The following is a 17,745-nucleotide window of genomic DNA, read 5'->3' on the forward strand; positions in this document are numbered from 1 at the left end:
TTGGTCATGGTAAACACAAACAAAAAGAGCACCACAAGGTGCTCTTTTTTTAGACAAAAACCCTTAGTTCATGCCGTATTGTTTTAGCTTCTTACGCAAGGTGCCACGGTTGATACCTAACATAGTTGAGGCTTTAGTCTGGTTGCCACGTGTGAAAGTCATTATTTCTTCTAACATTGGCGCTTCAACTTCGGCCATGACTAACTCGTATAAATTTTCGATATTGGTGTTATCAAGTTGTTTTAGATACTTGTTTACCGCTTGTTTAACTGAATCGCGAAGAGGCTTTTGAGCCTGAGTTTGCGAAGGAGTTGTTACCGTAGTGGTAAATGGAGAAGTTACATTTTGTTCGAACATATACAATCTTGCTCTTTAAGTTAGACATATTAAGCAGCAGGTGAAACTTGCTCAGACACAAAGTTGAGTGCTGACTCGCCTGCCAATTTATCAAAGTACATAGTTAACGCATCAATTTGCTGTCCTGCATCTTCGATAGCGTTGAACTTTGCACGGAACAGCTTTTGCTGGTCATGTTCGGCCAAATACCAGCCCACATGCTTGCGGGCAATCCTGCACCCCTTTATACCACCGTAAAACTGATGGACATTGGCGACGTGTTCAAGCAAAACGCTACTCACCTCGTCAATGTTAGGTGCAGCCAGTATTTGGCCAGTTTGCAGATAGTGCAAGATCTCGCGGAATATCCAAGGGTGACCTTGAGCTCCCCGACCGATCATCAGCGCATCTGCGCCGGTGTATTCCAAAACGTGCTTAGCTTTTTGCGCGCTTGTTATATCACCGTTGGCAACAACAGGTATCGACACAGCTTGTTTAATAGCCTTAATGGTGTCGTATTCTGCGTCGCCTTTGTACATACAGGCTTTGGTGCGGCCATGCACCGCTAATGATTGAATGCCGTTGTCCTGTGCAATTTGAGCTATCAATAATCCATTGCGATTTTCAACATTCCAACCTGTACGTATTTTTAAGGTAACAGGTACATCTACTGCTTTTACTACCGCTTGAATGATCTTTTCAACCAAGGATGGGTCTTGCAACAATGCCGATCCTGCTAACTTCTTATTCACTTTTTTAGCTGGGCAACCCATGTTGATATCAACAATCTGCGCGCCATTGCCCACATTAAACTGTGCTGCCTGTGCCATTAATTCAGGATCTGCCCCCGCAATTTGCACTGACCGCACACCCTCTTCACCCTGATGATCCATCCTTTGTCTGGATTTATCCGAATCCCAAACCCTAGGATTAGACGAGAGCATCTCTGATACAACCAAACCTGCCCCAAGACGTTTACATAATTGTCTAAATGGCCTGTCTGTCACTCCCGCCATAGGAGCCAGTATCAAATTGTTTTCTAACGCATATGGACCAATCTGCATAATATAGAATGATTATCCTTCACATTTAATTGTGCAAAAATCGACCGTACTCTAAAAAGGGGCGCAAGTTTAAGGGTTTTTTGTTGTCTTGGAAAGGCTAGTAAACAAACAATTTTGTACTTTTTTTAATCAAACCATGTTGACATTATCAAAAGTAGGCTATTTCAACTGGTTAACCAGTATTTATGAGATAATCAATAGCCTACACTAAACGATTAGCGTTTTATGTTGCCAAGTAACATATCTTTAAACATGACCCAATCACCTAATAAGCTGTAAAAAGGATACTTAAAGGTCGCAGGTTTATTGTGCTCAAAAAAGAAATGCCCTACCCAAGCGAAGCCATAACCTAAAACAGGTACAAACCATAATAACATCCACTGCTCAGTCATAAGAGCGTATGTCAGCAGAGCTAAAATCAAAGTAGAGCCAACAAAATGTAAACGCCGACAGGTCATATTTTGATGTTCAGACAGATAATAAGGATAAAACTGGGCAAAACTGTTAAATCTAGAGGGCGCTTTTTGGGTCATAGCAATGAGCTTTTAGCTTGATTTTAAAAATAAATCTAACATATCGAATGTGTATTAAATGTCTACTAGGCGACAGTTTATATTTATGTCAAGATTAATAATTAGCTTGATTTTCAATGATTTGACCCCATCCCCACATCAAGCAAATGTATACGGACTCTTTTATGAATAACGTGATTGATATTACCCCAGAAAATTTCCAGCAAGTCATATTACAAGACTCGCAAACACAAGTGGTGATGGTAGAGTTTTGGGCTGAAGGTTATGAACCCAGCCAGCAATTGGCTCCAGTTTTAGTCAACGTAGCCGCCAAATTCAGTGGTAACTTGATCCACGCGCGGGTTGATTGCCAGAAGCAGCAAGAAATCGCTGGACAATTTGGTGTGCAAAACCTCCCTACAGTGATTTTAGTAAAAGAAGGTCAACCCATTGACGGCTTTGCTGGTGTGCAAACTGAAGCAGAAATTATAACTACTTTTGAAAAACACTTGCCCAAACCAGAAGATGCTTTATATGAACAAGCGGTCGAGTTAGTCAGCTCCGGCGATTATCAGCAAGCTTATACTTTACTTAAACAAGCTCATGACATGGATGCAGGACGAGCTGATATCAGGTTGTTACTAGCAGATTGCCAAGTAGAGTTAGGTCAAATAAAACAAGCTAAAGCTTTGTTAGACACCATTGGCTTAGTTGACCAAGACGCTCTATACAACAGTATTTTGGGTAAAATTGAGCTGGCCGAACAAGCAGCGGATTCACCAGAAATCAAAGCCTTGCAACAGCAGCTGGTGCACAACCCTGACGACTTAGCAATAAAAGTTAAACTGGCTGTGCAGTTGCAACAAGCGAATCAAATCGAAGAAGCGTTAGAGCTTATTTTGTCTGTTCTATACAAAGATCTTCATTTCGGTGACGCGAAGAAATTAACCTTGGATATGATCAATGCCTTGCCCGATGGGGATCCTTTAAAGTCGACGTTTCGACGAAAGGTGTATGGGTTGTTGTATTAGTTGCTAGAGGATTTAGGTACGAGATACAGGGTGCCAGAAGTGTAATTGAAGACAGGAAGAAGCCTTTTTTTATTGGCTATGCAAATTACAAGCATAGCCAAGATGGCCAAAAAATCACAGTGACCCCCAAGATGATTTGACTGTTATTCGAACTGAGTAAGCCTTGGGTAGGTAAGTTCAAAGAGAGCAATCATGCCCCAATCCTGAGCTTCTCAAGTCAGCCTCATCGATACCCATTGTCCTGTAAACCTCAAAGTCAGAAAGTTTATTTTTGCTTAGTGAAAACGATCACACTGATACCATCGATTGGGATATGATTTTTCTCAACGTTGCTTGTTAGAAGTCCGAAAATTTGCTGCGGGATGAATCACATACCAAAATGCATTACTCTTAGTAAAATTTTAAAGAGAAAAGCCCTATGAAAAGTAAGTTGCTTATACTTGTTACCATCGTCGGTATTATCGCCATTTATCTGTGGCAACAACCTGCACCGGAACCATTAGTGCGCGTTGCTTTACCTGAGGCATTTCGTGACACCGAAGCCGGTCCAGTGGTTGGCTTTGCCGATGGAAAAAATACATTCGGTTGGCTCGGTATTCCTTTTGCGGCTCCTCCGGTAGATGAATTGCGCTGGGCAGCCCCACGACTTTTGGCAAAAAAACCGTGAGATGGTTTCCTTTAAAGATGCATGTGTTCAGCTCTGGGGGCCTTTAGCAGGGACAACTGGTGAGGTAGGTGAGGTAGTTGGCAATGAGGACTGCCTTTATCTAAATATCTGGGCTCCGCAAAATAACAGTGATATTGATTCTACTGGCCTGCCCGTGATGTTCTGGATCCATGGTGGCGGTAACTCGATTGGTACAGCGAACACCTATTCTGGCCATAGTCTTGCCGGTGGCGAAAACGTGGTGCTTGTTACCATCAACTATCGTTTGGGATTGCTGGGTTGGATGAGTCATCCAGCGCTGCGTGGTGAAGGTCGAAGCGCCAGTGATGCATCTGGCAACTACGGTAATCTTGATATGATCGCCGCCCTTGAATGGGTGCAAAAAAATATAGCAAGTTTTGGTGGAGACCCAGACAATGTGACTATTTTTGGTGAATCAGCGGGTGGGCGAAATGTATATTTGCTGATGGCTTCTTTGCCTGCCAAGGGGCTTTTCCATAAAGCTATTGCTCAAAGTGGTTCAACGGGCACTACACCATTGTGGCGAGCTGAGAATTTCGCTGATGACGAGCTGCCTGGAGAAAGCCTTAGTTCACGTGAATGGCTGTCACTACAATTGCAACAAGCTGGGAAGGCAGAAGATAGTGAGGCTGCGAAGGTCGCGCAACTTCTTCTGTCTGATGAAGAAATTTTGACATTTATGTACTCCCGCAGCCCAAAACAAATGCTCAAGGGGATCAGCGGTGGAGCGGGTATGTATCGTGCTCCGCAAAGTCTGCGTGACGGCATGGTATTACCTAAAGAGTCCCTGCTTACCTTATTCCAGTCACCACAACGCTACAACGATGTTCCACTCATGACAGGAACCAACCGAGATGAGGCTAAATTGTTTTTGGCGCAAGATCCTGAGTTTGTTAGACGCCGCTTTGGTTTTCTACCACATATCAAAGATATAGACGTATACAACAGCACATCGGCTTACATTTCTGACGCTTGGAAGGCAACAGCTGTGGATGAGGTGGCCGCTGTTATTTCTGCTAATTCAGAACAAAAGGTTTATGCCTATCGCTGGGATTGGGATGAGGGTGCGACAACCTGGCTGGTAGATTATTCAACTCTGATTGGTGCGGGTCACGGCATGGAAGTGACTTTTGTGTTTGATGACTTTGATGGTGGTATTCTGGTTCCCGGTTTCTATAACGAACAGAATTCTCCAGGTCGCGATGAGTTAGCTAGAGAAATGCGAAGCTATTGGTCTCAATTTGCCAAGACGGGTGATCCTGCTAGCGGTCGAAAAGGCGATTTATCCCAGTGGGACGCTTGGAGTAACAATGGCCCCAATATTATGATTTTAGACTCTATCAGTAGCGGCGGTTCTAAAATGAGCCGAGAACCAATGACCATTGCGATGCTCAAACAACGTCTGGTTGAAGACTCTGACATTGCCGATACTAAAACACGCTGTAGCACACACGCAGAGCTGTTTCTTAAAGCTAACTCCGGAGATGACTTTTGGAACGAACAGGAATATCTAGAGCTTGGTTGTGGGCAATACAGCCCCTGGACAATGGAGTTTGTCAGCGAATAAAAACCGCAGCCAAGCATCTGCTCTATGCCTGAGATGAAAGTCAGTGGTGACTATTTTCTCCGTTTTACCTCAGTAAAGTAGGTTTTGTGAATGATTTTAGTGAACATCAAGACGTAGTCGATTTGTGGGGTGGATATTTTGATGTTGGTTATCAAAGAACGTTAACTTGAAATGTATCGCTACGGTATAGTCCTTGGGCAATGCGATGGCAACATTATACGTGTTGCGACTGGTTGATGCAGGAAAAATAAATAATGGCTGATGGCGATGATGAAGAGATAACCAAAACCTCATACATTTGGTTACTATAAGAATGTGGGCTCATAAGAGGTTGCTGATCTGGATGCTAAGGTGGTTTTTATAACATGAACTGCTCAATTAGGATCTAGCGAGCACCCAGAAATATAGCTTTAGTTGATGTGCGTTATGTCAGCATTAGAAACCTGAAATTGGGATAAAGTATGGCAATGGACTATCATCATTTTAAGCGAGAAGATTTTGCTTACCAATCTGCCTATTGCGAGGAAAATATTTGGCATTTATGTCAACAAAATAATTTTCAAAATAGTTATGTTGTTTTTATTTTTAGCAAGGGTGAAGCCTTCCCCATGCTGAATCAAAGAGCTTCTGAACATACTGAATTTCCCATTTTTTGGGACTATCATGTAGTTTTATTAGTTATGAATGGAAACAATCAAATATTCGACTTTGATACAATACTGCCTTTTAACACTGATATGGGATCATATTTTAGAGAGTCCTTCGTCGATGAACGCTTACTTTCACACAAAGAAATTCCTTTGTTTCGCGTAGTACCTTCGAATGAATTTGTCACGTTATTTTCTTCAGATAGAAGCCACATGAAAACCCCAGGGGGTTGGCTTTCTCCTCCTCCTAGCTGGCCAATCATTGGAAATGTAGGGACCAACTTGGCAGGATTTATTCAAGCGAAAGCCAATCAGTTTGGTAAATTACTAACGTATGATGCAATGTTAAGCCGCTTTAATTTGTCTTGTGAAATTGGAAAATGCGGAAAATAGATCTTTGCATTAATGAGTAATCTGAATTTATATCTGAGGTTTAAAATTGAAAAAAAGTATTCTTCTTCTTCTTTTAGTTAGTCTATTGGCGGCTTGTTCAAATTCAAATTGGCGCACGGCTAGTCGCAAACCTGCTGGTATTGCCGTTGATCCAACAAAATACAAAGAAGCGGTTATTGAGGTTTATGCAGCCGATGCCTTTAGTTGGCGAGGTTGGTTTGCAGTGCACACTTGGATAGCGGTTAAACCTCAAAATGCGGCTGAGTATACTGTTTTTGAAGTGGTGGGTTGGCGAGTAAAAAGCGGCCTGCCTGCATTGCGTGAGTATAAAACAGCGACACCAGACCGCTATTGGTACGGTGCAAAACCAGAAAAACTCTTATCAGTGCAAGGTGATAAAGCCAACCGGCTGATCCCACAAATTTTTGATGCGATTGCCCGTTACCCTTGGGCTAATGAATACACCCTGTTTCCTGGCCCCAACAGCAATACTTTTCCTCAATGGGTTGGACTTCAAATACCTGAGCTTGGTTTAGAGCTACCTTTTCGTGCTTTAGGTAGCCGTTATGCTAACTAACTTTTGGACGGTTGAACTTTAAAAGACTGCATTAATTATTTTTTGTGCACTTTTTTGTACGCTTTTTTTTTATTGCTCACAGGAATAAATAGCATCTATAAGCGTTTTTTTGGTTGAACATAACTTTGATATAGCCAAGCTTATTTTGTTAATTTTCAAGAATTAAGTGTTCTAAATATGGTGTGAAAATAGAATGACCGATTATTGCAGGTAGGCTTGGGTAATGATGAACCGTTACTCATTTCTGATGTGATTTTACTGGTAAAAAGTGGTTTAGACATACGTTGTTAAGTGCCTAAGCAAATATCACTTCTAGGGATTATGATGCCTACCACAAATACTGTAGAACCTTAGGGTGAGTTATAAATTTAATCTTCAAGGCTTAGATTTGGTGAAATTTAAAATCTGTTCACTCCACAACTTGTGTTAACCAAAAATAGTATTATCCTAGCGTTAAAAATATGACTGTGTGGGTTTAAAATGTTTTCATTTGCTGAAGTGATTTTGGTGGCATTAGCCATGATTCTTATAGTTGAGGGGATTGGTCCGATGTTGTTTGCACATAAATGGCAACGTTTTCTGCAACAAATATCACAACAGCCGATTAATCAATTACGCACTATGGGAGGGGTTTTGGTCACTATAGGCGTGGTCAGTTTGATGTATCTACTTTAATTTCATGTTTATATTTGTGCGCCATTATACAATTGATTATAAGCTGCGCGATTTTGCTATTTAGATGCAGATTGTTTTTTGTTAATATCCTCGCCTAATTTTACGACTCCCTTCTTATTCATGGCTAAAAATGTTGTTGTACTTGGCACCCAATGGGGTGACGAGGGTAAAGGTAAAGTGGTTGATTTACTCACAGATCAAGCAGCTTATGTAGTGCGTTATCAAGGCGGCCACAACGCCGGTCATACACTTGTCATAGACGGTGAAAAAACCGTATTACATCTTATTCCTTCGGGAATTTTACGTGAAAACGTGACCTGTGTTATCGGCAATGGTGTTGTGCTGAGCCCTGAAGCGCTACTCGAAGAAACTGCGATGCTAGAAGCACGTGGTATACCGGTTAAAGAACGCTTGGTTATCAGCGAAGCTTGTCCTCTTATTCTGCCATATCACGTAGAACTAGATGTGGCTCGTGAAAAAGCCCGAGGTAAAAAAGCCATTGGCACAACAGGACGTGGTATTGGTCCCGCTTATGAAGATAAAGTATCTCGACGTGGTTTGCGTGTAGGTGACTTATTTAATCCTAAAGACTTTGCGGTTAAGTTAAAAGAAGTCCTTGAATATCATAACTTTATGTTAACCAACTACTATAAAGTTGAGCCAGTTAGCTATGAAAAAGTATTAGCTGATGCGCTAGCGGTAGCCGATATATTAAAAGCTATGGTTGTTGATGTGACCGACGTTTTAGATAAAGCACGCTTACGTGGCGATGCCATTATGTTTGAAGGTGCACAAGGCACTTTGCTGGATATTGACCACGGCACTTATCCTTATGTGACGTCATCTAATACTACAGTAGGCGGTGTTGCCACAGGGGCGGGGTTTGGGCCACTTAATCTGGATTATGTATTAGGTATCGTTAAAGCCTATACCACTCGTGTTGGCTCAGGTCCTTTTCCTACAGAATTAGAATGTGAAGTAGGCCAGCACCTTGGCGTGAAAGGTCATGAATTTGGAGCTACGACAGGCCGTAAGCGACGTACCGGTTGGTTTGACGCTGTAGCTATAAAACGTGCAGTACAAATTAATTCTATTACTGGTTTTTGTTTAACTAAGTTAGATGTGCTTGATGGCTTAGAAAGTTTGAGTATCTGTATAGGATATAAAGACGCCCAAGGAAATATCCAAGACGTGCCACCTATGGCAGCTGACGGCTATGAGTTGATCACACCTGTATATGAAAGCATGTCTGGTTGGAATGAAAACTCTTTTGGTGTGACTGAATATGCAGATTTACCCCAAGCTGCTAAAAATTATATTAAGCGCATTGAAGAATTAACAGGTGTGCCAATAGACATTATTTCAACTGGCCCTGATAGAAAAGAAACGATAGTGTTAAGACACCCCTTCGAGATTTAAAGCCCTTGATGCAATCAGTAGATTAAGGCTGCAATTTGCGGCCTTTTTTTTTGAGCGGATTGAATAGAATGCTTTTAGTCAAATTTTCCACACCTGCCCGCTTAGTCTTATGAGTACATCGCTTAAGATTTGAATAAATTTAGCTTTTTGAAAAATTGGTATAACATGGATATATCGAACATAAATTTGTTAAAGGTATCCCATGCAGGCAGAAACGCTCTCAAATAAGATTAATACCCCATCAGTCGCGGATATTGCACCCAAAATACAACTTATAAAAAACAAGTTTGCTTCGGGGAAAACCAAACCACTGCCTTGGCGTATCGAACAGCTCACTCAAATCAGAAAAATGGTGGTTGAGCAGCAAGATAAAATTTTTGTGGCAATGCAACAGGATCTTGGTCGTTGTAATATGGAATCATGGACTGCTGAGTTAGGCGGTGTGATCAGCGAAGTGGATCATTCGCTTAAACACTTAAAAAAGTGGGTAAAACCGCGAAAAGTGCCCACACCCATTATCGCCCAGCCTGGCAAGAGTTATATGTTGCCAGAGCCCTTAGGCACAATTTTAATTATTGGTGCTTGGAACTATCCACTGTTACTGGTGTTGTCACCTTTAATTTCTGCGATATCTGCTGGCAACAATGCAATTATTAAGCCTTCAGAGTTATCAGCGAATGTATCGAAGTTGTTGGTTGAGTTGGTTGCACAATATTTAGATAATGATGCTTTTGCTGTAGTAGAAGGGGCAGTAGATGAAACCACTGAACTACTAAAACATCAATTCGACCACATTATTTATACAGGTGGCGAAGTGGTGGGCAAAATAGTGATGCGTGCTGCAGCCGAATTTTTAACACCTGTGACCTTGGAATTGGGTGGCAAAAGCCCTTGTATTGTTGATAGTTCTACTGATCTTGATGTCACTGCTGCGAGAATTGTCTGGAGCAAATGGATGAACGCCGGGCAAACCTGTGTGGCACCTGATTACGTGCTCGTTGAGGAGTCTTTTGCTGCGCCACTCATCGATGCAATTAAACATAAACTTACTGAGTTTTATAGTGCTGACGCGTCTAGTAGCAAAGATTATGGGCGTATTGTGAGTGAGCGGCACCTGACACGTATTGTCAGTTATTTAGATGGCCAAGAGGTTGTGCATGGAGGCAAACACGATGTTGCAAATAAGTATATTGAGCCGACTATTGTGCTTAACCCTGCTCATGACAGTCTCTTAATGCAGCAAGAAATTTTTGGGCCCATATTGCCCATAGTGACAGTAAAAAACATTTCCGAATCGATCCCATTTGTGAATAAGCGAGCAAAACCGTTAGCACTCTATATTTTCAGCAAAAATAAAGATTTTGAACAACAAGTTCTCACTGCAACCAGCGCTGGAATGGTGTGTATCAATGACGGCTTTATGTTTGCTGCCAATCCTAATTTACCTTTCGGAGGTGTAGGTAGCAGTGGTACAGGTGCCTATCATGGGAAAATAGGTTTTGATAATTTTAGTCACTTAAAAACAGTGATGAAACGCAGTTTTTGGTTTGATGTGCCGTTACGTTATCCTCCTTTCACTGATAAGAAATTTAAACTTTTGAAAAAACTTATATAGGTGATACATGACTCTTACTCCCTTTCATTTAGCTATTCCTGTTGCAGATTTAAAGCAAGCTAAAGCCTTTTATGGTGACTTGTTGGGTTGTGATAAAGGCCGCTGGTCTGAACAATGGATCGATTGGAACTTCTTTGGACACCAATTAGTGACGCATCTCGTGACACAAATGCCAAGTCTACCCAAACATAATCAAGTGGATAACCATGCCGTGCCTGTTCCACACTTCGGTGTGGTTCTAAACTGGATGGATTGGCAAGTCCTGGCAAGTAAGCTTAGTGCTGCCAATGTTGATTTTATTATTAAGCCTCATATACGATTTGAAGGACAAACTGGTGAGCAGGCGACTATGTTTTTTCTCGACCCTTTTGGTAATGCATTAGAATTTAAGGCATTTCAAGACATTGAGCAGTTGTTTGCGAATTAATATTAATAACCTATTGAATGTCCTTATATTGATAGAATAAATAGATTGAGCTGTTGAGTAATCTTCATTAGTCATTAAGCGTAATAAGGTCTACTGTTTGTTTACACTCTCAACCCTCAAGGGAACAAATAATGAGTCATATTAATATTGGTATCAATGAAAAAGACCGAGAAGTCATTGCACAAGGTTTAAAATGCTTGTTAGCAGACTCCTATACGCTGTATTTACAAACCCATAATTTTCATTGGAATGTAACTGGTCCACAATTCAGAGAATTACACCTGATGTTTGAGGAGCATTATACTGAGTTAGCGACAGCGGTTGATGATATTGCTGAGCGCATTCGTACGTTAGACGTGGCTGCACCAGGCACGTATAAAGAGTTTGCTAAGCTCAGTTCCATTCAAGAAGTAGACGGCGTACCCATTGCAACCGAAATGGTTAAGATCCTATTAAATGGGCACGAGGCAGTGGTAAAAACGTGTCGCAAAGTATTGGTATCAGCGCAACAAGCAGACGATGAATCCTCTGCAGCATTAGTGTCAGATAGAATGCGTTTACATGAAAAAACGGCATGGATGCTCAGAGCTTTGAGCTAAAGTCATCAGTGACATCAACATTGCTTATCAATAACACGTATCGATATGCATATAGAGTAGATTGGCCAAAGTGAATACCTACACTTTGGCTTTTTTTTGCAGTCTGCTGTCTGTCTCGGCCAATATAATCGCAATTAAGATTTACCAGTAAGTGGTTGTTAGCCTTTTCGATAACACCTAATAATTCTTTTTTTAGAGTGGCATCTTTGTGAATATTATTAGTCTTCTTAGTTTTAATAACAGCCTGATAACGACCAGGCTTATGGTTAACTGCAATGAATATGTTGAGGGTGATGGCTCCCACCACAGATAAAATCACTAAATCAATGCTAAAGATAAAGATCGAAGCTGTCAGGATCACTGCGTCTGCCAACAATCTAAAATTGCCCGCTCGAATATTAAACTTGTTCTGTAGATAAAGGGCTAAAATGCCTAACCCCCTAACCCCCTAACCCCCTAACCCCCTAACCCCCCTAGGCTAGATTTATGTCTAAACATAATTAACAAACCTACACCAATCAACATACCGCCAGCCAACGCAGCAAATATTGGATGAATACTTTCAATTTTGATCACATGTTGCATGTGTTCTGTCATAACTGACACCATAGACACTGAGATAAACGTATTGATAGTGAAACGCTTACTTAATTGCGTCCAGGCAATATAGTAAAAGGGTATGTTGACCAAAAAAAATAATAACCCAAAGCTCATATCAAAAAGGTGTGTACCAATAATGGCAATGCCAGCAGTGCCGCCAGTCAGTAAATTATGCGTACCAAACAACACCACGCCAAAAGATACCAATACACCTGCACAAAAAAGTGCCAGTACGTCTTCATAAAACCTATGTGTTGGGAAATTCACTTCCATACCTCTGTATCGCTAAAAATGTCTAATTCGCCGAGTCGCGGATACTACTGATTTACATCTATATTGTTAGGTTAGTAGGCTGATTGTTTTGTGGGCTGTTTAGGTGCTTAAGTACCTTAAACTTTACGACTTTGGTTTTTTATGTAAACAGTCTGTAGGTGAGTTGTTTGTTGTGGGCTGGACAGATATGAAACCAAGATATGATTGACTTTAATCAAATGCATTATGTCACTGCGCCGTCTGTTGCTGCCATGCAATCTGGTAAGTGTTGGTTAGCCAAATGAGTTTGCCACAACTCAAGGATTTCCCAGTTTTCATCAAAAACAAAGTGTGCTGGATCGTCGTTATTTAGACTATGCTGGTATAGATTTTTCATGCCAATAGGAGAAAATTATGTCACATATATCACCTGAAAAGATCCCGCAGCAAGCCTTTGATTGGTACGATGACTATGCCCATGGTGATATCGACAGGCGGACTTTTTTAAGTCGTTTAGGTTCATTATCACTGGCGGGGTTAACCCTGGGTGCGGTAACGAGTGCCCTCACGCCAAATTATGCTCTTGCTGGGCAAGTGTCGTTTAACGATAAAGACATTACAGCGACCTATCAAGAATTTGAATCAACGAATGGACATGGCAAAGGCCGTGGCTATTTAGTTGTGCCGAGCAACTTGGACGACAAAGCTCCGGCTGTGTTAGTGGTGCATGAAAACCGAGGGCTCAACCCTTACGTTCGAGATGTTGCAAGACGCTTAGCTAAGCAAGGGTTTATCGCATTTGCACCTGACGCATTATTCTCTATGGGGGGATATCCAGGTAATGACGACGATGGTCGTGCTATGCAGCGAAGTATGGACAGAGAAAAAATAGACCAAGACTTTATAGCAGCTGCCAGCTACCTGAAAAGACATACGTCTAGCACAGGTAAATTAGGTGTGGTTGGTTTTTGTTTTGGAGGGTATGTCAGTAACATGCTGGCAGCTTCGGCGCCTGAGCTTATCAATGCTGCTGTGCCTTTTTATGGCACACCCGCTAAAGGTGACTTAGTTACACATGTTAGAGCACCAATGATGCTGCAATTCGCTGAAAACGATAAAAGAGTTAACGCCACTTGGTCTGATTATGAAGTCGCTTTAAAAGCTAACAATGTAGACTACTCTGCATATTTTTATCCGAATACTCAGCATGGTTTCCATAATGATTCTACCAGTCGCTATGATCCTAAAGCGGCTGAGCTTGCATGGTCGCGCACGGTAGAGTTTTTTAAACAATATTTAGTTTGATGGCAACATGTATCGAGGATGATAGGATAAATCCCGTTACATATTGTTTGATGACATCTATCAAATTTTCAATCAAAATCGAGTTATATTGTTTTGGAGAGTGACATGAATAAAGATATACAAGGCTTGTGCTTGTTTTTGGGGATGATTGGTTTAGCTTATGTCGCGATTTTAGCGATAGTGATGCTATTCACAGGCGTAAAAATTCTAAAAAGCATAGTGCTTATCTCAGCGTTTTCCTCGTTTTTAGTGAGTTTAGGTTTAACACCTCAGGTTAAGCAGCGCTTAGTGCAGGTGATGAAACAAAAAGCAGCATCTTACAAGTAGAGCATGCTATTCACATCACTCGTGAAGGCAATTCACACATCCAAAACATTAATTAATCCAAAAAAAAGCACTACCACCATCAGAGGTAGTGCTTTTTTTGAATAGGATTTTGAGTTAGTTAAACACGCTCAAATACCGTTGCAATACCCTGACCTAAACCAATACACATAGTGGCCAAACCAACAGTCTTATCGTTGTCTTCCATTAGGTTGATTAAGGTGGTGGATATACGAGAACCAGAACACCCTAAAGGGTGGCCTAGTGCAATTGCACCGCCGTTCAAGTTGACTTTGTCGTCATAACTATCAATCCAACCTAGTTGTTTAATACAAGATAGCGCTTGTGCTGCAAACGCTTCGTTAAATTCAGCTAGTTCTATATCAGCCATTGTCATACCAGCACGTTTCAGCGCTTTTTGGGTGGCAGGTACGGGACCAAATCCCATAATCGCTGCGTCACAACCTGCTACTGCCATAGCGCGAATTTTAGCGCGTGGGGTTAACCCGAGAGCTTTAGCTTTATCTGCTGACATAATTAACATAGCGGATGCACCGTCAGACAAGGCAGACGAAGTACCTGCTGTGACAGTTCCGTTAACCGGATCAAATACCGGTCTTAGGGCTGCCATAGATTCAGCCGTAGAGTCAGGACGGATCGTTTCATCTACACTTATAGACTTTAAAATACCGTCTACGTCATGGCCTTGTGTGGCGACTATTTCATTGGCCCAGCGCCCCTCGAGTGAAGCTTGATGGGCTCGTTGGTGTGAGCGCGCACCAAAGGCATCTTGCATTTCACGGGTGATACCGTTTTGACGGCCTAACAACTCTGCCGTCATGCCCATGCTGCCGGATGCTTTGGCGGTATGCTTAGCAATACCTGGGTGAAAGTCTAAATTGAAATCCATAGGTACATGGCCCATATGTTCAACACCACCAATCATATACACGTCACCACGCCCAGACATAATGCCGCTAGTGGCGTCATGTAAAGCTTGCATAGATGAACCACATAAACGATTGACTGTTACTGCACCTGTTGAGCGAGGGATATTCGTTAATAATTGTGCGTTACGGGCAATGTTGAAACCTTGCTCTTTGGTTTGCTGCACACACCCCCAAATGATGTCTTCTATATCATTAGGATCAAGGTTCGGATTACGTTCAACCAATTTTGACATTAAATGTGCAGATAAGGTTTCTGCGCGCACGTTGCGAAAAATACCGCCTTTAGAGCGACCCATAGGTGTGCGTATACAATCAACTACTACGACTTCTTTCATGATCTTCTCCTGAATAAATGTAACAAAGACTACGCAAAATATGATTTGTTGGAGGCAGCCATTTCTCGGACACCATCAGAAATCTGATAAACCGGGCCTAAATCAGCGTATTTATCGGCTAATGCTACAAAGTTGGCTAAGCCCATCGTTTCGATAAAGCGGAATATTCCCCCTTTAAAGGGAGGAAAGCCTAAGCCATAAAGCAATGCCATATCAGCTTCAGCTGCACTGGCAACGATACCCTCTTCAAGACAACGAATGGCTTCATTGGCCATAGGGATCATTACCCGTGCAATGATTTCATCTTTGTTGAAATCACGTTTGGTGGCGCAATGTGGAGCGAACAATTCGTAAGCTTCTGGCGCTGCTACCTTAGCTGGGCGACCACGTTTGTCTAAGCTAAAATTATAGAAACCAGCGCCATTTTTCTGTCCTAAGCGATTGGCTTTATATAACAAGGTCACTGGGTCGTTAGCAATTTTCTGCATACGCTCTGGAATACCATCAGCCATGACGCTAGATGCATGGTCAGACGTATCCATGCCTACCACATCAAGAAGATAAGCAGGGCCCATAGGCCAGCCAAAGATTTTCTCCATGACTTTATCAACGGCAACAAAATCTGCGCCATCCATAATTAACCTACTGAAACCAGCAAAGTAAGGAAATAATACACGGTTAACTAAAAAGCCTGGACAATCGTTGACCACGATAGGGGTCTTACCCATTTTTAACGTGGCTGCAACAACAGCTGAAATGGTATCTTCAGAGGTGTTCTCACCACGAATAATTTCAACAAGGTGCATTTTGTGTACGGGGTTAAAAAAGTGCATACCACAAAAGCGTTCTGGTTTTTTCAGGCTTTTAGCTAAATGATTAATAGAGATAGTCGAAGTGTTAGAACAAATAATCGCATCATCAGATACATGCTGTTCTGTTTCCGCCAATACTATGCCTTTCACTTTAGGATTTTCGACGACCGCTTCAATCACCAAATCAACGTCTTTAATGGCCGAGTATTCTAATGTAGGCACGATGCTATTCAGCGTCGATGCCATGGTGGCGGCGTCGACTTTGCCGCGCTTCATGCCCTTGCCTAAAATAGTGGCGGCTTCTTTTAAACCTAAGTCTAATGCAGCTTGGTTAATGTCTTTCATGATAACAGGCGTGCCTTTCACCGCAGACTGGTAAGCGATACCGCCACCCATGATCCCTGCACCTAAGACGGCTGTTTGTTTGATTATCTTTTTAGCGGCTTTGGCTTGTTTTTTACCTTTACCTTTAACCAACTGATCAGCTAAAAATATACCTACCTGGGCTTTTGCTGCATCGGTTTTAGCTAATTTAGCAAACCCTTGATTTTCTAATCTAAGGGCTCCACTCCTGTCAAGACCAGCGGCTTTTGATACGGTCTCTACCATCATATGAGGTGCGGGGTAATGTTTACCAGCTTGTGCGAAAATCATCGCTTTTGCAGTGGAGAAGCTCATCATGGCTTCGTTTTGATTGAGTGTCAGGGGTGCCTTTTTCTCAGCACGGCGTGCCTGCCAATCAAAGTCGCCAGCTATAGCGTCTTTAAGCATGCTAAGTGCTGCTTCAGTTAATTTCTGTGGTGCAACAACCGCATCTATAGCGCCTTCAGCCATGGCTTTTGCAGCCTTGCGATCACGCCCTGTGGTCATCCATTCTAGTGCGTTATCTGCACCAATTAGACGAGGAAGACGTACAGTACCACCAAAGCCTGGCATTAAGCCTAGTTTCACTTCCGGTAAGCCTATGCTGGCGGTAGTATCTGCTACACGAAAATCACAGGCCAAAGTCATTTCACAACCGCCTCCGAGTGCAAAACCGTTTATCGCTGCAATAGTGGGGAAAGGTAAGTCTTCAAAGCGGTCAAATACTTGAGAGGCTTTGCCTACCCAAGTCAATACTTCTGCATCTGGCATATCAAACAACGCAGTAAATTCAGTGATATCAGCACCTACAATGAAAGTGGATTTTGCTGAGCGAACGAATACACCTTTTATATCCTGATGGACTACAAGTGCCTGCGTCGCTGCATCTAAGTCAGCAACAGTTTGTTGATCAAACTTATTCACTGAACCTTGCGCATCAAATACTAATTCTGCAATACCATCTTGCAGTAAGTTAACCGTGAGGCTCTTACCTTCGTATATCATGATCATCTCCTGTGGCTATCGCCAAAGCGTGGGTTTGGAAGAAGCCAATGGCCCTCCGAGTACAGAATATATGAATTGTTGTAAAAAAAAATGGAAAGGGCAACCTAACTTTAACAAAAAATCTATGGTTTGTTACATGTGGGTGAATACAGTCAATTCAACTGGTCATGCCAGTTAATGTGTGAATTATTCAAAATACTCGCATTCATCATTAAGCAAGTTTGTTAATATCATGCCTTATCCTTAAGC

General features: G+C 42.0%; 19 protein-coding genes and 1 pseudogene. 12 read left to right on the forward strand and 8 right to left on the reverse strand.

The window, feature by feature from the left end; translation table 11 throughout:
- Positions 1 to 63: 63 nt before the first annotated feature.
- The 3 genes from fis to Q0Y52_RS04735 all read right to left on the reverse strand — a co-directional run bounded on the left by fis (position 64) and on the right by Q0Y52_RS04735 (position 1,933).
- The gene (gene fis, locus Q0Y52_RS04725; RefSeq protein WP_007619851.1) at positions 64 to 357 is read right to left on the reverse strand and encodes a DNA-binding transcriptional regulator Fis; all 294 of its coding nucleotides are present in this window, start codon (positions 355 to 357) and stop codon (positions 64 to 66) included.
- 29 nt (positions 358 to 386) lie between these two features.
- Complete coding sequence (gene dusB / locus Q0Y52_RS04730) at positions 387 to 1,400, reverse strand: tRNA dihydrouridine synthase DusB (RefSeq protein WP_297818687.1); 1,014 nt, start codon at positions 1,398 to 1,400, stop codon at positions 387 to 389.
- A gap of 215 nt (positions 1,401 to 1,615) precedes the next feature.
- Positions 1,616 to 1,933, reverse strand: coding sequence for a DUF962 domain-containing protein (locus Q0Y52_RS04735; RefSeq protein ID WP_297818690.1), 318 nt, complete (start codon positions 1,931 to 1,933; stop codon positions 1,616 to 1,618).
- A gap of 164 nt (positions 1,934 to 2,097) precedes the next feature.
- Between Q0Y52_RS04735 and Q0Y52_RS04740 the strand changes: the two genes are divergently transcribed.
- The 10 genes and pseudogenes from Q0Y52_RS04740 to Q0Y52_RS04785 all read left to right on the forward strand — a co-directional run bounded on the left by Q0Y52_RS04740 (position 2,098) and on the right by Q0Y52_RS04785 (position 11,550).
- Positions 2,098 to 2,943: a tetratricopeptide repeat protein gene (locus Q0Y52_RS04740; RefSeq protein WP_297818694.1), complete on the forward strand. Its 846-nt coding sequence runs from the start codon at positions 2,098 to 2,100 to the stop codon at positions 2,941 to 2,943.
- Positions 2,944 to 3,361: 418 nt separating this feature from the next.
- A pseudogene (locus Q0Y52_RS04745) lies at positions 3,362 to 4,460 on the forward strand (carboxylesterase family protein); the annotation flags it as partial.
- Between the two features lie 6 nt (positions 4,461 to 4,466).
- Positions 4,467 to 5,198, forward strand: coding sequence for a carboxylesterase family protein (locus Q0Y52_RS04750; RefSeq protein WP_297819304.1), 732 nt, complete (start codon positions 4,467 to 4,469; stop codon positions 5,196 to 5,198).
- 461 nt (positions 5,199 to 5,659) lie between these two features.
- Positions 5,660 to 6,238: a hypothetical protein gene (locus Q0Y52_RS04755; protein WP_297818697.1), complete on the forward strand. Its 579-nt coding sequence runs from the start codon at positions 5,660 to 5,662 to the stop codon at positions 6,236 to 6,238.
- 46 nt (positions 6,239 to 6,284) lie between these two features.
- Complete coding sequence (locus tag Q0Y52_RS04760; RefSeq protein WP_297818700.1) at positions 6,285 to 6,815, forward strand: DUF3750 domain-containing protein; 531 nt, start codon at positions 6,285 to 6,287, stop codon at positions 6,813 to 6,815.
- Positions 6,816 to 7,295: 480 nt separating this feature from the next.
- Positions 7,296 to 7,490 (forward strand): DUF2065 domain-containing protein, encoded by a 195-nt coding sequence (locus Q0Y52_RS04765; protein ID WP_297818703.1) that lies wholly within the window; start codon positions 7,296 to 7,298, stop codon positions 7,488 to 7,490.
- A 120-nt stretch (positions 7,491 to 7,610) separates the two neighbouring features.
- On the forward strand, positions 7,611 to 8,909 hold the full coding sequence (locus Q0Y52_RS04770) for an adenylosuccinate synthase (protein ID WP_297819307.1): 1,299 nt from the start codon (positions 7,611 to 7,613) through the stop codon (positions 8,907 to 8,909).
- Positions 8,910 to 9,111: 202 nt separating this feature from the next.
- Positions 9,112 to 10,524: an aldehyde dehydrogenase family protein gene (locus Q0Y52_RS04775; protein WP_297818706.1), complete on the forward strand. Its 1,413-nt coding sequence runs from the start codon at positions 9,112 to 9,114 to the stop codon at positions 10,522 to 10,524.
- A 7-nt stretch (positions 10,525 to 10,531) separates the two neighbouring features.
- Positions 10,532 to 10,951, forward strand: a complete 420-nt coding sequence (locus Q0Y52_RS04780) for a VOC family protein (protein ID WP_297818709.1) — start codon at positions 10,532 to 10,534, stop codon at positions 10,949 to 10,951.
- Positions 10,952 to 11,082: 131 nt separating this feature from the next.
- Complete coding sequence (locus Q0Y52_RS04785; protein WP_297818711.1) at positions 11,083 to 11,550, forward strand: Dps family protein; 468 nt, start codon at positions 11,083 to 11,085, stop codon at positions 11,548 to 11,550.
- Here Q0Y52_RS04785 and Q0Y52_RS04790 read toward each other — a convergent pair.
- From Q0Y52_RS04790 to Q0Y52_RS04800, 3 genes are all read right to left on the reverse strand, one after another.
- Entirely contained in the window at positions 11,534 to 11,926 is a 393-nt protein-coding gene (locus tag Q0Y52_RS04790; protein WP_366939245.1) for a hypothetical protein, read from the reverse strand. The two genes, Q0Y52_RS04785 and Q0Y52_RS04790, sit on opposite strands and share 17 nt — an antisense overlap.
- Positions 11,927 to 12,006: 80 nt before the next feature.
- Positions 12,007 to 12,417: a YitT family protein gene (locus Q0Y52_RS04795; RefSeq protein ID WP_297818714.1), complete on the reverse strand. Its 411-nt coding sequence runs from the start codon at positions 12,415 to 12,417 to the stop codon at positions 12,007 to 12,009.
- A 229-nt stretch (positions 12,418 to 12,646) separates the two neighbouring features.
- Positions 12,647 to 12,799 (reverse strand): hypothetical protein, encoded by a 153-nt coding sequence (locus tag Q0Y52_RS04800; RefSeq protein WP_297818717.1) that lies wholly within the window; start codon positions 12,797 to 12,799, stop codon positions 12,647 to 12,649.
- Between the two features lie 17 nt (positions 12,800 to 12,816).
- Here Q0Y52_RS04800 and Q0Y52_RS04805 point away from each other — a divergent pair, with 17 nt between their 5' ends.
- Together Q0Y52_RS04805 and Q0Y52_RS04810 are read left to right on the forward strand one after the other, a co-directional pair.
- Entirely contained in the window at positions 12,817 to 13,707 is an 891-nt protein-coding gene (locus Q0Y52_RS04805; protein WP_297818719.1) for a dienelactone hydrolase family protein, read from the forward strand.
- 105 nt (positions 13,708 to 13,812) lie between these two features.
- Positions 13,813 to 14,034 (forward strand): hypothetical protein, encoded by a 222-nt coding sequence (locus Q0Y52_RS04810; RefSeq protein WP_297818722.1) that lies wholly within the window; start codon positions 13,813 to 13,815, stop codon positions 14,032 to 14,034.
- A 118-nt stretch (positions 14,035 to 14,152) separates the two neighbouring features.
- On the opposite strand, the gene fadA is transcribed toward Q0Y52_RS04810, so the two are convergent.
- Positions 14,153 to 15,316 (reverse strand): acetyl-CoA C-acyltransferase FadA, encoded by a 1,164-nt coding sequence (gene fadA / locus Q0Y52_RS04815; RefSeq protein WP_297818726.1) that lies wholly within the window; start codon positions 15,314 to 15,316, stop codon positions 14,153 to 14,155.
- Between the two features lie 29 nt (positions 15,317 to 15,345).
- Positions 15,346 to 17,496, reverse strand: coding sequence for a fatty acid oxidation complex subunit alpha FadB (gene fadB / locus Q0Y52_RS04820; protein WP_297818729.1), 2,151 nt, complete (start codon positions 17,494 to 17,496; stop codon positions 15,346 to 15,348).
- Between the last annotated feature and the right edge of the window lie 249 nt (positions 17,497 to 17,745).

Source organism: uncultured Paraglaciecola sp. (genome assembly GCF_943787955.1).
Lineage (GTDB): Bacteria > Pseudomonadota > Gammaproteobacteria > Enterobacterales > Alteromonadaceae > Paraglaciecola.

Bases quoted from the DNA above. Each gene is read 5' to 3' on its own strand.
- fis (WP_007619851.1), bottom strand. From the start codon at position 357: ATGTTCGAACAAAATGTAACTTCTCCATTTACCACTACGGTAACAACT.
- dusB (WP_297818687.1), bottom strand. From the start codon at position 1,400: ATGCAGATTGGTCCATATGCGTTAGAAAACAATTTGATACTGGCTCCT.
- Q0Y52_RS04735 (WP_297818690.1), bottom strand. From the start codon at position 1,933: ATGACCCAAAAAGCGCCCTCTAGATTTAACAGTTTTGCCCAGTTTTAT.
- Q0Y52_RS04740 (WP_297818694.1), top strand. From the start codon at position 2,098: ATGAATAACGTGATTGATATTACCCCAGAAAATTTCCAGCAAGTCATA.
- Q0Y52_RS04750 (WP_297819304.1), top strand. From the start codon at position 4,467: ATGACAGGAACCAACCGAGATGAGGCTAAATTGTTTTTGGCGCAAGAT.
- Q0Y52_RS04755 (WP_297818697.1), top strand. From the start codon at position 5,660: ATGGCAATGGACTATCATCATTTTAAGCGAGAAGATTTTGCTTACCAA.
- Q0Y52_RS04765 (WP_297818703.1), top strand. From the start codon at position 7,296: ATGTTTTCATTTGCTGAAGTGATTTTGGTGGCATTAGCCATGATTCTT.
- Q0Y52_RS04770 (WP_297819307.1), top strand. From the start codon at position 7,611: ATGGCTAAAAATGTTGTTGTACTTGGCACCCAATGGGGTGACGAGGGT.
- Q0Y52_RS04775 (WP_297818706.1), top strand. From the start codon at position 9,112: ATGCAGGCAGAAACGCTCTCAAATAAGATTAATACCCCATCAGTCGCG.
- Q0Y52_RS04780 (WP_297818709.1), top strand. From the start codon at position 10,532: ATGACTCTTACTCCCTTTCATTTAGCTATTCCTGTTGCAGATTTAAAG.
- Q0Y52_RS04785 (WP_297818711.1), top strand. From the start codon at position 11,083: ATGAGTCATATTAATATTGGTATCAATGAAAAAGACCGAGAAGTCATT.
- Q0Y52_RS04800 (WP_297818717.1), bottom strand. From the start codon at position 12,799: ATGAAAAATCTATACCAGCATAGTCTAAATAACGACGATCCAGCACAC.
- Q0Y52_RS04805 (WP_297818719.1), top strand. From the start codon at position 12,817: ATGTCACATATATCACCTGAAAAGATCCCGCAGCAAGCCTTTGATTGG.
- Q0Y52_RS04810 (WP_297818722.1), top strand. From the start codon at position 13,813: ATGAATAAAGATATACAAGGCTTGTGCTTGTTTTTGGGGATGATTGGT.
- fadA (WP_297818726.1), bottom strand. From the start codon at position 15,316: ATGAAAGAAGTCGTAGTAGTTGATTGTATACGCACACCTATGGGTCGC.
- fadB (WP_297818729.1), bottom strand. From the start codon at position 17,496: ATGATATACGAAGGTAAGAGCCTCACGGTTAACTTACTGCAAGATGGT.